This window comes from Streptomyces cyslabdanicus, from assembly GCF_052663305.1.
Genome location: NZ_JBQRUW010000048.1, coordinates 119700 through 132405 on the forward strand (window position 1 = coordinate 119700; position 12706 = coordinate 132405).

12 protein-coding genes are annotated in these 12706 nt (G+C 70.8%); 7 read left to right on the plus strand and 5 right to left on the minus strand.

Going from position 1 to position 12706, the window contains the following annotated elements; all coding sequences use genetic code 11:
- Positions 1 to 7: 7 nt before the first annotated feature.
- Positions 8 to 832, minus strand: a complete 825-nt coding sequence (locus ACTYVM_RS28130; protein ID WP_445528639.1) for a serine hydrolase domain-containing protein — start codon at positions 830 to 832, stop codon at positions 8 to 10.
- Positions 833 to 851: 19 nt separating this feature from the next.
- Positions 852 to 1322 (minus strand): GNAT family N-acetyltransferase, encoded by a 471-nt coding sequence (locus ACTYVM_RS28135; RefSeq protein WP_445528640.1) that lies wholly within the window; start codon positions 1320 to 1322, stop codon positions 852 to 854.
- Between the two features lie 106 nt (positions 1323 to 1428).
- On the opposite strand from ACTYVM_RS28135, the gene ACTYVM_RS28140 reads away from it, so the two are divergent.
- The 6 genes from ACTYVM_RS28140 (at position 1429) to ACTYVM_RS28165 (ending at position 7929) form a co-directional block, all read left to right on the plus strand.
- Positions 1429 to 1902, plus strand: coding sequence for a MerR family transcriptional regulator (locus tag ACTYVM_RS28140; RefSeq protein WP_400025439.1), 474 nt, complete (start codon positions 1429 to 1431; stop codon positions 1900 to 1902).
- Between the two features lie 279 nt (positions 1903 to 2181).
- Positions 2182 to 3021, plus strand: coding sequence for a polyphosphate polymerase domain-containing protein (locus ACTYVM_RS28145; protein WP_445528654.1), 840 nt, complete (start codon positions 2182 to 2184; stop codon positions 3019 to 3021).
- Complete coding sequence (locus tag ACTYVM_RS28150; protein ID WP_445528641.1) at positions 3018 to 3701, plus strand: DUF4956 domain-containing protein; 684 nt, start codon at positions 3018 to 3020, stop codon at positions 3699 to 3701. Before ACTYVM_RS28145 ends, ACTYVM_RS28150 begins: the two co-directional genes overlap by 4 nt.
- A complete protein-coding gene (locus tag ACTYVM_RS28155; protein ID WP_445528642.1) occupies positions 3701 to 5374 on the plus strand; it encodes a CotH kinase family protein in 1674 nt (557 codons plus the stop codon). Before ACTYVM_RS28150 ends, ACTYVM_RS28155 begins: the two co-directional genes overlap by 1 nt.
- Positions 5375 to 5563: 189 nt before the next feature.
- A complete protein-coding gene (locus ACTYVM_RS28160) occupies positions 5564 to 6316 on the plus strand; it encodes a response regulator transcription factor (RefSeq protein WP_445528643.1) in 753 nt (250 codons plus the stop codon).
- Positions 6313 to 7929 carry a sensor histidine kinase gene (locus tag ACTYVM_RS28165; RefSeq protein WP_445528644.1) on the plus strand — a complete coding sequence of 539 codons (1617 nt, stop codon included), beginning with the start codon at positions 6313 to 6315 and terminating at the stop codon, positions 7927 to 7929. The genes ACTYVM_RS28160 and ACTYVM_RS28165 overlap by 4 nt, the downstream gene beginning before the upstream one ends.
- On the opposite strand, the gene ACTYVM_RS28170 is transcribed toward ACTYVM_RS28165, so the two are convergent.
- From ACTYVM_RS28170 to ACTYVM_RS28180, 3 genes are all read right to left on the minus strand, one after another.
- Positions 7892 to 8752 (minus strand): DUF4429 domain-containing protein, encoded by an 861-nt coding sequence (locus tag ACTYVM_RS28170; protein WP_445528645.1) that lies wholly within the window; start codon positions 8750 to 8752, stop codon positions 7892 to 7894. The genes ACTYVM_RS28165 and ACTYVM_RS28170 overlap by 38 nt on opposite strands.
- A gap of 66 nt (positions 8753 to 8818) precedes the next feature.
- Positions 8819 to 10036, minus strand: a complete 1218-nt coding sequence (locus ACTYVM_RS28175) for an alpha/beta hydrolase (RefSeq protein ID WP_445528646.1) — start codon at positions 10034 to 10036, stop codon at positions 8819 to 8821.
- A gap of 149 nt (positions 10037 to 10185) precedes the next feature.
- The gene (locus tag ACTYVM_RS28180) at positions 10186 to 10890 is read right to left on the minus strand and encodes a TetR family transcriptional regulator (protein WP_445528647.1); all 705 of its coding nucleotides are present in this window, start codon (positions 10888 to 10890) and stop codon (positions 10186 to 10188) included.
- 141 nt (positions 10891 to 11031) lie between these two features.
- Between ACTYVM_RS28180 and ACTYVM_RS28185 the strand changes: the two genes are divergently transcribed.
- The gene (locus ACTYVM_RS28185; RefSeq protein WP_445528648.1) at positions 11032 to 12651 is read left to right on the plus strand and encodes an MFS transporter; all 1620 of its coding nucleotides are present in this window, start codon (positions 11032 to 11034) and stop codon (positions 12649 to 12651) included.
- Positions 12652 to 12706: the final 55 nt, after the last annotated feature.

A 12706-nucleotide genomic window follows, 5' to 3' on the forward strand; every position in this document is an offset into this window, starting at 1 on the left:
CGTTGTCTCAGGCGGCGCGCAGCTCGGACAGTACCCCGTCCGTGAACGGCGGCCACGCCTCGATGGCCCAGGGGCCGAAGGCGCGGTCCGTCAGGGCGACGCAGGCCGCGCCCGCGGCCGGGTCGGTCCACAGGAACGTGCCGGACTGGCCGAAGTGGCCGAAGGTGCGCGGGGAGGAGGAAGCGCCCGTCCAGTGGGGGGACTTGGCGTCGCGGATCTCGAAGCCGAGGCCCCAGTCGTTGGGGTTCTGGTGGCCGTAGCCCGGCAGGACGCCCTTGGTGCCCGGGTACTGGACGGTCATCGCCTCGGCGACCGTGCGCGGGTCCAGCAGGCGCGGTGCCTGGAGCTCGGCGGCGAAGCGGAGCAGGTCGTCGACCGTCGAGACCGCGTCCTTGGCCGGGGAGCCGTCCAGGGTCGTCCGCGTCATGCCCAGCGGCTCCAGGACCGCCTGGCGCAGGTACTCGCCGAACGGGATGTCCGTGGCCTTGGCGACGTGGTCGCCGAGCTGCTCGAAGCCGGCGTTGGAGTACAGCCGCCGTTCGCCGGGCCGGGAGGTCACCCGGTGTTCGTCGAAGGCCAGCCCCGAGGTGTGGGCGAGCAGGTGGCGGACGGTCGCGCCGGGCGGGCCGGCCGGCTCGTCCAGCTCGATCGCGCCCTCCTCGTAGGCGACCAGCGCGGCGTAGGCCGCCAGCGGCTTGGTGACCGAGGCCAGCGGGAAGGGCCGCGCGGTCGGGCCGTGGGTGCCCAGGACCGTTCCGTCCGCGCGGACCACGCCCGCGGCCGCGGTGGGGACCGGCCAGTTCTCGATCGACGCCAGGGAGCTCAACGACATGCCGTCGAGCCTATGCGGCTCACAGACGCAGCCGCATCGAGGGGTCCGGCTTGCGCACGAAGCCCAGCTCGGCGTAGAGGGGCTCGGCCTCGGCGGACGCGGTGAGGTCGACCTGTGCCGCGCCCCGCTCCCGGAACCAGTCCAGCAGCGCCTCCATGCACGCGCGCGCGTACCCGCGGCGCCGGGCGTCCGGGTCGGTCGCCACGCTGAAGACGTAGCCGACCCGTCCGTGCGGGTTGTCCGCGCGTCCGATCCGGTACTCCAGCGTCCCGGCCACCAGCGCGGCCAGGGCCCCGGGCCGCTCCGGGTGGTCCACGACGAACGCCGCGAAGCCCCCGTCCGGGTCGGCCAGCCTCGAGTGCACGGTGGGCAGGGACTGCGCGTGCCAGTCGGTGGAGGGGTCGGTGCCGTGGACCGAGTCGATCATCACCTGGCGCAGTCGCAGCACTTCCGCGGCGTCCTCGGGTTCGGCACGTCGTACGAGACTCATGCCCGGCACGCTAGCCACCGCGTCCGGCCCGCGTCGTGTGCATTTCTCGCCGCCTTACCGGGTTCCGCTTGCTTCGAGCGTACTCGAAGGCCATAGCGTTGGGGGCATGACGGTGACGCAGACCACGGCCGTGACCATCGAGGAGACCGAGGAAGCCCCCACCGGCGCCGACCTCTGCTCCGCCGCCCCCCGGCGGCACCCGCGCCCCGACGGGCAGGACGGCTACACGATCAGCGAGGTCGTCGCCTTCACCGGGCTGACGGCCCACACCCTGCGCTGGTACGAGCGGATCGGCCTGATGCCGCACGTCGACCGCTCGCACACCGGCCAGCGCCGGTACACCAACCGCGACCTGGACTGGCTCGACCTGGTCGGCAAGCTCCGGCTGACCGGGATGCCGGTCGCCGACATGGTCAGGTACGCGGAGCTGGTGCGCGCGGGCGAGAGCACCTACGGCGACCGGCACGCGCTGCTGGAGGCGACCCGCCGGGACGTCCTGGCCCGGATCGCCGAACTCCGGGACACGCTCGCGGTACTGGACCGCAAGATCAGTTTCTACGCGGACGCCGGACGCCACTGAGCGGACGCCGGACGCCGCTGAGCAGCGGGAGCGGTGAACCGGCCACGGACGTCTCCCCGCGTTCACTTTCCGGCCTTCTCCAGGACTCCTGAAATCAACCCGTGATTCTCATGGGCTCCTCATGCGCCCTTGGTTGCGTGTGCGTGGCGGTCGCTCCGCAACGTACGAACAAGGAGGCGCATGGTGTTCCTGTCGAAGGCAGCCGCGGCGCGCGACGGCCGGGACGGTCGGATCCGGGCCGGCGAGGGCGGGGAACCGGAGAACGACGAGCCGCTGCACGTGGCGAGCCGGCTGCACGCGTTCAACCGGTTCGAGCTGAAGTACCTGGTCCCGGTGGACCAGGCGACGCGGATCCGGGACGAACTGGCCGAGCGGATGGACCGGGACCTGCACAGCCCGGTCGGCGGCTACGGCGTGTGGAGCCTGTACTACGACACTCCCCAGCTGCGCTTCTACTGGGAGAAGATCGAGGGACTGAAGTTCCGCCGCAAGCTGCGCATCCGCCACTACGGCGACCTCGACGGCGTCACCGACGAGTCGCCGGTGTGCGTGGAGATCAAGCAGCGCGTCAACCGGGTCACGCAGAAGCGCCGCATCACCCTGCCCTACGGCACGGCGCGGCAGTTGTGCGACGGCCGGGAGACGGTGCCGCACTCGGCGAAGGAGAGCGCCTTCGTCCAGGAGGTCCTCGAACTCGTCGTACGGCTGAACCTCCAGCCCACCGCGATCACCGGCTACCAGCGCGAGGCCCTGGTCGGCCGTGACGCGGACACCGGCCTGCGCGTCACCTTCGACCGCCGCATCCGCGGCCGGGACCGGGACTTCCACCTCGGCACCCCGACGCCGGAGAACCGGTTCACGATCCCCCCGCACCTGTCGGTGATGGAGGTCAAGGTCAACGAGCGCACCCCGCACTGGATCACCGACCTGGCCGCGCGCCGCAACCTCAACCTCATCCGGGTCTCGAAGTACGTGCAGTCCATCGAGGCCTTCGGCCTCGCTCCCCGCTCGGTCTTCCACGTCAACGAGGCGGACTACCCGCCACCCACCCCCACCGAAGCAGAGCCGCCCTGTCAGCGGCCGGCGCAGGACGCGCCGATGAAAGCAGGAGCACAGTGAACTTCGACCTCAATCTGCAGGAACTGAGCGGCACGTTCAGCGTGGCCGATGTCGTGGCGGCGATGGCGCTGTCGTTCATCCTGTCCACGCTCATCGGTTACGTGTACCGGTACACGCACCGCAACGTCTCCTACAGCCAGTCCTACGTTCAGACCCTGGTCGTCGTCGGCATGATCGTCGCACTGATCATGCTGGTCGTCGGCTCGAACCTGGCGCGCGCGTTCTCACTGGTCGGCGCGTTGTCCGTGGTCCGTTTCAGGAACGCGGTCAAGGAGACCCGGGACGTCGGATTCATCTTCCTCGCCATGGCGATCGGCATGGCCTGCGGTGCCCGCTTCTACACGCTGGCCGCGGTCGGCGCCGTGGTGATCTGCGCCGTCATCTTCGCGATGTCCAAGTTCAACTGGTTCGCGCTGAACGTGCAGCGTCAGGTCGTCAAGGTCCAGGTCCCGGCCGGTGACGACTACACCCCGCAGATCCGTGACGTGCTGATCAAGTACACCAGCGAGTTCGAGCTGGTGAGTACCGAGACGATCCGCGGCGGCGCGCTGAGCGAGGTCTTCTACACGGTGCGGCTGAAGAAGGGCGCCGAGCCCGGCGACCTGGTCAGCGCCCTTCAGGAGCGCACGTCCGGACAGCGGGTGACGGTGCTGACCGGTTACGACACCACCGATCTGTGATGGCCGAGGACACCACTGCGCGCCGCCGGCGCCGCCTGCGGGACCGGCTGCCCGTGCGGCTGCGCCACCACTGGAAGCCGGCCGCGGCACTGGGCGTCGGCCTCACCGCGATGGTCGTCTTCCTGGGCGACGTGCGGATCTCCCCCTACGTCACATCGGCCTCGCGGGTCGAGGCGGACCCCATCACCGAGAACGTGAGGGGATCCGTGGACCTGTACGACACGTCGGTGTCGCACTCGATCCAACTCACCTACAAGCAGACCGACTTCGACAAGATGATGAAGGAGTTCCGCGACGACGGCACCAAGGACTACGTCAAGGCGGATCTGGTCATCGACGGGGTCTACCTCAATGACGTCGGGATCCGGCTCAAGGGCAACTCCACGTTGATGTCACTGCGGGGCAACAAGGGCATGCCCGGTGGCGGCCGCGGATTCCCCGGTGCCGGGCAGGGGGCTCCGGCCGGTGCTCCCGGCGGAGACGGCGCTCCCGGTGGAGGCGGGAACCAGGACCGCGGCCGGGATCAGAAGCAGGACCAGAAGACGGGCGGCGGTCCAGGCGGGGCCGGCGGCATGGGCGGGATGATGCAGTACGACCTGTCCGAGAAGAAGCCGGAGGAACTGCCCTGGCTCGTCAAGATCGACGAGTTCGTCGAGGGCCGCGCCTACCAGGGCGAGCGGGAGATCTCGCTGCGTCCCGGCAGCAACGGCCAGGTGCCGCTGAACGAGGCGCTGTCGCTGTCGCTGATCCAGAAGACCGGACAGAAGGCCGAACGGTACGCCTTCACCAAGCTGACGGTGAACGACCGGCCCTCGGTCGCACGGCTCATGGTCGAAAGTCCCGACACCGACTACGCCGAGGAAGTGGCCGACGGCAACGGGGTGCTGTACAAGGCGAAGGCCGGTGGAAGCTTCACCTACCGCGGTGACGACCCGACGGACTACGAGAGTTCCTTCAAGCAGCTCAACAAGAAGGGCAGCCAGGACCTCGAACCGGTGATGAAGCTCATCAAGTGGGCGGACAAGGCCTCGGACAAGGAGTTCGCCCGCGACCTCGGCACGTACGTCGACGTCGACTCGCTGGCCACCTATCTCGCGACGCAGAACCTGCTGCTGAACTTCGACGACATGGCCGGGCCCGGCAAGAACTACCTGCTGTGGTACGACCTCGACACCAGGAAGTTCTCCGTTCTGGGCTGGGACTTCAACCTGACGTTCAGCGGGGACGCGGCTGCCGGGCCCGACGACTCCATCAGCATGGGCGGCGGTATGGGCGGCGGTATGCCGGAGGGAATGCCTGAAGGGATGCCCGAGGGAATGCCTGAGGGGATGCCAGAAGGTATGCCCGGCGGGGCGGCGGTCGGTGGTCAGGGTGACGGTCCGGGCCAGGGGATGCCCGGCGGCAAGGGCGGCGGACTCATGAACGGTCATGTCCTGAAGACCAAGTTCCTGGAGTCCGACGCCTTCGACGGGGTCTACAAGAAGGCCTACCGAGCGCTGTACCAGAAGTTCTACCAGTCGGGTACGGCGGCCAAGGACCTTCGGGCCATCGCGGACCAGGCCCGCTCGGCGGGCGCCGGCTCCAAGGAGCTGGACACCGCCGTCACCGATCTCGAGAAGACCGTCACCGATCGTGCCGCGGCTCTCGCCAAGGACAAGCAGGTGACCGGCTGAGCACGCCGGCGTCCCGGGCCGCCTCTCCCTCCGGAGGCCGCCCGGGGCGCCGGTCGGCCCGCCCGGGCCGGATGTGCGCCTTTTGCGCACAGGATTCCTGGCTACCATCGCGCCGCACGACTGGGGCGTGTTTCGCCCCAGGACCGCCTCGCAGCGGCTCCGCCTGCCCGTACCCCGAGGTGCCCGAACGTGACCGACCCACACGCCCCCGCGCGGACGCCCGCTTCCCGGCACACCGTCCTGGTCGTGGAGGACGACCCCAGCATCCGCACCCTGCTCACCTCCGCGCTCAGCGCGGCCGGCTACACCGTGGCGAGCGCGGCCGACGGGCAGGAGGCGATGTTCGAGGCCGGGAACCGCCGCCCCGACCTGATCGTGCTGGACGTCATGCTGCCCGACACCGACGGCTTCCGGCTCACCCGCGACCTGCGCGCCCAGGGCGTCTACACCCCTGTGCTGTTCCTCACCGCCCGCACCGGCGTCGAGGACCGCATCATCGGCCTGAGTTCGGGGGGCGACGACTACGTCACCAAGCCCTTCCACGTCCAGGAGGTGCTGCTGCGCATCCGCGCCATCCTGCGCCGCAGCAACGCCCCTGCCTCCGCCCCGGCCGTCCGTCCTCCCCTGCGCTACGCCGACCTCACCCTGGACGAGCGCACGCACGAGGTACGACGCGCCGGCCGGCTCCTGAAGCTGTCGCCGACCGAGTTCCGGCTCCTGGCCTGTCTGCTGTCCCACCCCGAACGCGTGCTGGAGAAGACGGAGATCCTCCAGCAGGTGTGGCGGTACGACTTCTCGGGCGACACCCGGATCGTCGACACCTATGTCAAGAACCTGCGCGGCAAGATCGACCGCGACCCGCCCGCGCTGATCCACACCGTGCGCGGAGTCGGCTACTGCCTGAGGCTCCCGCGCGGCGAGACGAACACGGCCGCACGATGAGGTGGCCGCGCCGGCCGCGTCCGCGCTCCCTGCGCAGCCGTCTCGTGCTGACCGCCGGCCTGCTGGCGACCTCCGCCGTCGTCCTGTGCCAGATCGCCGGCCTGACCGTGCTGCGCACCTGGCTCACCGATCAGGTCGACGACAGGCTCACCCACTTCCGCCCCCCGGCCGACGTCCAGCACGACATCGCCACCGGCGGAACACTCCGGCCTCCCGGCGCGGACAACGCGCTGCCCTCGGACTACCGCGTCTTCTTCTACGGCCAGGACGGCCACCTGCTCCGCGCCTTTCTTGGCACCGGCGACAGTCCGGGGCCGCGACTCCCGGAAAAGGCGGCCGACCTGCACCTGACGACGGGAAGGCCCAGCACGGTCGAGTCCGAGGACTCGTCCGGATCCGGGTGGCGGGTGATCGACTACACCGGGGCCGACCACATGCACACCGTCGTCGCCCTTCCCCTGGACACCGTCGACGGTGCCACCACCAAACTGCTCTGGTTCAGCGTCGTCCTCGGCTTCGCGGTCGCCGGTGGCGTCGTCCTCCTGGGCGATGTCGCCGTCCGTCTCGGCCTGCGACCCCTCACCCGCGTGGAGCGGACCGCCCAGCGCATCACCGAGGGAGCCCTGGAGCTCAACGTTCCCGTCACCGACCCGGACACCGAGGTCGGGCGTCTGAGCCTGGCACTGAACACGATGCTCGACCGCCTGCGCACCGCGCTGCACCGCACGGAGAACTCCGAGCAGCAACTGCGCCGCTTCATGGCGGACGCCGGTCACGAACTGCGCACCCCCCTCACGGCGATCCAGGGCTTCGCCGAACTCCTCCTCGACGAACCCCACATGAGCGACCTGCGGCGGCATGAGGCGCACACCCTGATCAACCACAACGCGGAGCGCATGAGCCGCCTGGTCGACGACCTCTTCCTCCTCGCCAAACTCGGCGACGCCCCCCTCCCGCACCGCGAGCCCGTCGACCTGCTCTCCCTGGCCGCCGACGCCATCGCCACCACCGCCATCCGCCACCCGCGGCGCGGTATCGCCCTGGAGCCACTCACCACCCAGCCCGGCGGCCACGAGCGCGATCTCGACATCGTCGAAACGGCCGGCGATCCCCACCAACTCGCCCAGGTGCTCGGCAACCTGCTGTCCAACGCCTGCACCCACACCCCCGACGGCACCCGCGTCCGGGTCAGAGTCGGCGCCGCCCGCACCGGCGAACACGACCTGGGCACGGATCGCCCCGACCGCACCAGCACCGGTCCGCCGCCGGAGCCCGGCACAGCCGTCTGCGTCATCGAGGTCGCCGACAGCGGTCCCGGCCTCGGCCGCGACGAGGCGGTCCGCGTCTTCGACCGCTTCTACCGAGCCGAACCGTCCGGTCGGCACCCGCGAGCGGGATCCGGCCTCGGCCTCGCCATCGCCGCGGCCATCGCCGAATCACACGACGGACGCCTGGAACTGGACACCCGCCCCGGCGAGGGCTGTGTCTTCCGCCTGCTGCTCCCGCACCCGACCACGGCGCGGAAGGAGGGCGCCGACGACACCTGTCCCGACGGCACCTGTCCCGGTCCGCCCGTCACAGCTCCGCCAGCAGCTCCGCCTTCTTCGAGGTGAACTCCTCGTCCGTCACCAGTCCCGCCTGGTGCAGCTCCCCGAGGTGGCGGATCCGCTCGGCGATGTCCGCGGGGTCGCGGCGCGGGGCCGGCACCGGCACCGGCACCGGTGCCGCCGGGCCCGCCGCCCGCACCGCGGCCAGTACGGCCGCGGCGAACGGCAGCGACTCGTGCACCGGCCCGTACCCGGACCCGAACACCACCGCGGCCGGATCCTGGTCCGGCTGCGGCGGCTGGGCGGCGACGCCCGGATCACGCGGCAGCAGCCGCAGATGCCCTTCGAGCACCTCGGGCGAGCGCCACTCCACCCCGCCCATGTCGACGACGGGGAAGCTCTGGTCGCCGGCCTTCCACTTGGCCGAGGAGGCTCCCGTCCACGACCACCGGAACCGCACCGCCTTGCCGTCGAAGGACGCCTTCCCGTCGTACGCCTTGAACTGCCGGGGGGCCCGCGGCGCCGCCACCAGGTAGCGGTCGGCCGGTCCGCTCGCGGGGAGCCGGGCGCGCACCTCCTCGGCGAAGTGCTCGGCCAGTGTCTCCCGCTCGGCGGGCAGCACGAGGCGATACGGGTCGCAGCCCTCCTTGAGCTGCCCGTCGGCCGCGTCCATCAGCGGATCGGCGCCCGGTCTGGGCTCGGCGCGCAGGACCACGGTGCCGCGCCGGCCCGCGGCGAGCCTCAGGCCCGCGAGTGCCGCCAGGGGGATCCGGCGGACACCGAGGGCCTGGAAGAGTTTGGGTGTTCGAATCCCCCGTTCGTAGCGGATGAGCACGGAATCGGACTCGAACTCCCAGGCAGCATGAAATCCGGCCAGTACGTCACCCATGCGGCTCATCGTAGGGGGCCGGGGCGCCTTCGTCGCTCCCCGGGCGGACCGCAGTTCCTGCTGTCTCTACGCGCGTCCGGCCGGAGTCGCACCGGACAAATCCGCCCGGCATCCGTTGTCGTCATGTGCGCACCGCACCGACTCGTACGCGCCGACCCCGATCTCGGCGAAGTTCGCCAGGCTGTCGGTGCCCGGCTCGAAGTAGCCGGCGTGGCCCTTGGCGCCCTGTGCCGACAGCACCCGCGCGCCGAACGCCGGGGAGACCGGGTCGGCGCCGTGGCCGAGGCCGCCGAGTTCGAGGTAGGGCACGTCCTGGATCCAGTCGGTGGCGTCCCGCATCGCCCACACCCGGGCGGAGGTGTGCAGGTGGGAGGCGCTCGGCACGCGCATGCCGGGGCTGGCGGCCACCGCTATGTCGGACACCCGCGGCGGCAGGTCGCGCGCGGCGATGCCGCACACCACCGACCCGTAGCTGTGGCAGAACAGCGCGACCGACGCGTGGCCCGGCAGTCCCCGCAGCAGCTTGTTCAGCCGCACCGCGCCCTCCTCGGCGCGCATCGCCGTGGCGGCGTCCACGCCGAGTCCGCTGGGCGCGGTGTAGTCGGCCCAGGCGATCACGGCGGTACGGGTCGAGGGGTCCGCCCGGCGCTCGGCCTTGTACAGCGACTTCGCCATGCCGTACGGCGCCGAGTACGGGCGGTAGCTCTTGCGGAAGGTGATCAGGTCGGTGTCCACGCCGGGGACGACGACGGAGACCCGCTCGGCGGTGCGCAGATCGCCGAAGACCTCGGCGACCCGGCCCGTGCCCTCGGGATCGAAGGCCAGGATCTGCCGGCCCTTCGCCATGAGCGAGGTGTAGCGCTGCATGCGGTGGCCCGCGTCCTGCTGCCCGGCCGGGGAGAGCCGGCTGTCGTGCGTGCGGGCCAGCTCGGCCTTGCACGCCTGTCGGAGCGCGATGCGGTTGGCCTGGTAGCGCAGCCGGACCGGGGCGCCGTCCATGTTGCCGACGGCGAGCGGGAAGCGGTGGACGAGCCGGTCGCGGTCCTGCGCGCCGAGCGAGGCGAAGAAGCGCCGCAGCAGGGTGGGGGAGGCGTCCGCGTCCGGCAGCCGGTGCCCGTGCAGGCGGCCGTGGTCCCAGGCGGTCAGCGACGCCTGGAGGGCGGTGGTGCCGCGATGGCCGCGCACCGCGGTCCAGCCGGTGGTGGCCAGCATCACGAAGACCACGGCCAGCGCGAGCAGTGCGCGCCAGACGTTGAGTTGTGGGGAGGTGTCGAAGGAAGTCACTGGAAGGACACACTAGGAGAACGGGGCGGTCTCGCGTTAACCGAGTGACGGGTATCACGTTTCGGACGGTGTGACGGTGACCTCAGTTCGTGAGCGTGTCCAAGATCGGTCAGGCGTACGGCAGTTCAGGACGGGTGGAATGTCCGCGCTCAAGCTCGGCGGCTCGTACGCCAGTTCCCGGTGAGCGCGGGTCCCACCTGGTCGAGGTACGCGGCGGTGAGTTCCCGCATGGCCTGTGGGCCGGCGCCCTCGCGTGTGCTCCACTGACGGCTCGTCACCCGCATCACCGCGCCGAACACGGCGACCGCCAGCCGCGGCCGCGGATCGGCGTCCACGTCGAGGCCCTCACGCTCGGCGAGCAGCCGCGCGATCTGCTCCTCGGTCTCCGCCGAGCGGCGCAGATGCTCGGCGAGCAGGGCCGGTGTCGACTCGATCACCCGGAACATGCGCAGGTACAGCTCCACGGGCACGACGCTGCCCACGGCGTCGCTGATCGTGTCCCAGCCCTCCAGCACCGCCCGGCGCAGCGCCTCCAGCGGGGCCTCCCCGGGCGGGCGGGCGCGCAGCGAGTCGACGAAGTGCGCCTCCACCATCTCCTGCACGGCGAAGGCGGCCTCCTCCTTGCCCGGGAAGTAGCGGAAGAAGGTGCGCTGGGAGACGTCGACGGCCTCGGCGATCTCGTCGACCGTCGTCCGTTCGTACCCCTGGGTGGTGAAAAGTTCCAGTGCCGCCCGCAGCAGCGCGTCGCGGGTGCGCCGCTTCTTGCGTTCGCGCAGTCCCGGCCGTGCCGCCGTCCGCGATTCCGGCCGCGACTCCGTCCGTGGCGCCGTCTCGGCGGCCCCCGCCGTCTTCATGGACCTCTCCGGATCTCTTTCCCGCACCCTGCCTCGAACGCGAACTGTTTCCCCTGTTCAGACTATAGGAGAGCGACATGTCAGTGACCGACTTGTGAATTGGTTTGTCGTTTGTCAGTGACTGTCATTAGCCTCGAACGTATGACTAGTCAGACCACCATCGACACGACGGGGCCGGGGGACGAAGCCCCAGCGGGCCCACCGGACGCCACGCCGGCCAAGGGGCTGCGCGGGCACCCGTGGGTCACCCTGATCACCGTCGCCGTAGGGGTCATGATGGTGGCCCTCGACGGCACCATCGTGGCCATCGCCAACCCCGCCATCCGGGACGATCTGCACGCCACCCTCGCCGATGTGCAGTGGATCACCAACGCCTACTTCCTCGCCCTCGCGGTCTCCCTGATCACCGCGGGCAAGCTCGGTGACCGCTTCGGGCACCGGCAGACCTTCCTCATCGGCGTGACCGGCTTCGCCGCCGCCTCCGGGGCCATCGGGCTGTCCCACACCATCGCCATGGTCGTCACCTTCCGGGTTCTGCAGGGTCTGTTCGGCGCGCTGCTGATGCCGGCCGCGCTCGGCCTGCTGCGGGCCACCTTCCCGGCCGAGAAGCTGAACATGGCCATCGGCATCTGGGGCATGGTCATCGGCGCCTCCACCGCCGGCGGCCCGATCCTCGGCGGTGTGCTCGTCGAGCACGTCAACTGGCAGTCGGTGTTCTTCATCAACGTGCCCGTCGGTGTCCTCGCGCTGGTCCTGGGCCTGCTGATCCTGCTCGACCACCGTGCCGAGAACGCGCCGCGCTCCTTCGACATCCTCGGCATCGTCCTGCTCTCCGGCGCGATGTTCTGCCTGGTGTGGGCCCTGATCAAGGCTCCGGTCTGGGGCTGGGGCGACGGTACGACGTGGACGTTCATCGCCGTCTCCGTGGTCGGCTTCGCCGCCTTCGCCTTCTGGGAGACGAAGGTGAAGGAGCCGCTGATCCCGCTGGCGCTGTTCCGCTCGGTCCCGCTGTCCGCCGGCGTGGTCCTCATGGTGCTGATGGCCATCGCGTTCATGGGCGGCCTGTTCTTCGTCACCTTCTACCTCCAGAACGTGCACGGGATGAGCCCGATCGAGGCGGGTACGCACCTCCTCCCGCTCACCGGCATGATGATCGTCGGCTCCCCGCTCGCGGGCTTCCTGATCACCAAGGTGGGCCCGCGCATCCCGCTGGCGGGCGGCATGGCCGCCACCGCGCTCGCCATGTACGGCATGTCCACGCTCGAGACGGGCACCGGCGGCCTCACCATGTCGCTCTGGTTCGCCCTGCTCGGCCTCGGCCTCGCCCCGGTGATGGTCGGTGCCACCGAGGTCATCGTCGGCAACGCGCCCCTGGAGCTGTCCGGTGTGGCCGGCGGTCTCCAGCAGTCCGCCATGCAGATCGGCGGCAGCCTCGGTACGGCCGTGCTGGGCGCCGTGATGGCCTCCAAGGTCAACAGCGACCTGGCCGGCAACTGGAAGGACGCGGGGCTCCCGCCGCTCACCCCCGCCCAGCTGGGCCAGGCCTCCGAGGCGGTCCAAGTCGGCGTGCCGCCGGTGCAGGAGGGCACACCCGAGGCGATCGCCACGAAGATCACCACCGTCGCGCACGAGACGTTCATCTCCGGGATGAGCCTCGCCTCCCTCGTGGCCGCCGGAATCGCGGCCGTCGCGGTCCTCGTGGCGCTGCTCACCAAGCGCGGGCAGAACGCGGAGGCGGGCGCGGGCGTCGGCCACATCTGAGGACGCCGGCCACGACGCGGCCTGCCCCGGCAGCGCGAAGGGGCGGGGGGGGGGG

Excerpts from the sequence above, each read along its gene's own strand:
- ACTYVM_RS28180 (WP_445528647.1), bottom strand. The coding sequence starts at position 10,890 with ATGAAGACGGCGGGGGCCGCCGAGACGGCGCCACGGACGGAGTCGCGG.
- ACTYVM_RS28155 (WP_445528642.1), top strand. The coding sequence starts at position 3,701 with ATGGCCGAGGACACCACTGCGCGCCGCCGGCGCCGCCTGCGGGACCGG.
- ACTYVM_RS28135 (WP_445528640.1), bottom strand. The coding sequence starts at position 1,322 with ATGAGTCTCGTACGACGTGCCGAACCCGAGGACGCCGCGGAAGTGCTG.
- ACTYVM_RS28130 (WP_445528639.1), bottom strand. The coding sequence starts at position 832 with ATGTCGTTGAGCTCCCTGGCGTCGATCGAGAACTGGCCGGTCCCCACC.
- ACTYVM_RS28165 (WP_445528644.1), top strand. The coding sequence starts at position 6,313 with ATGAGGTGGCCGCGCCGGCCGCGTCCGCGCTCCCTGCGCAGCCGTCTC.
- ACTYVM_RS28140 (WP_400025439.1), top strand. The coding sequence starts at position 1,429 with ATGACGGTGACGCAGACCACGGCCGTGACCATCGAGGAGACCGAGGAA.
- ACTYVM_RS28185 (WP_445528648.1), top strand. The coding sequence starts at position 11,032 with ATGACTAGTCAGACCACCATCGACACGACGGGGCCGGGGGACGAAGCC.
- ACTYVM_RS28170 (WP_445528645.1), bottom strand. The coding sequence starts at position 8,752 with ATGGGTGACGTACTGGCCGGATTTCATGCTGCCTGGGAGTTCGAGTCC.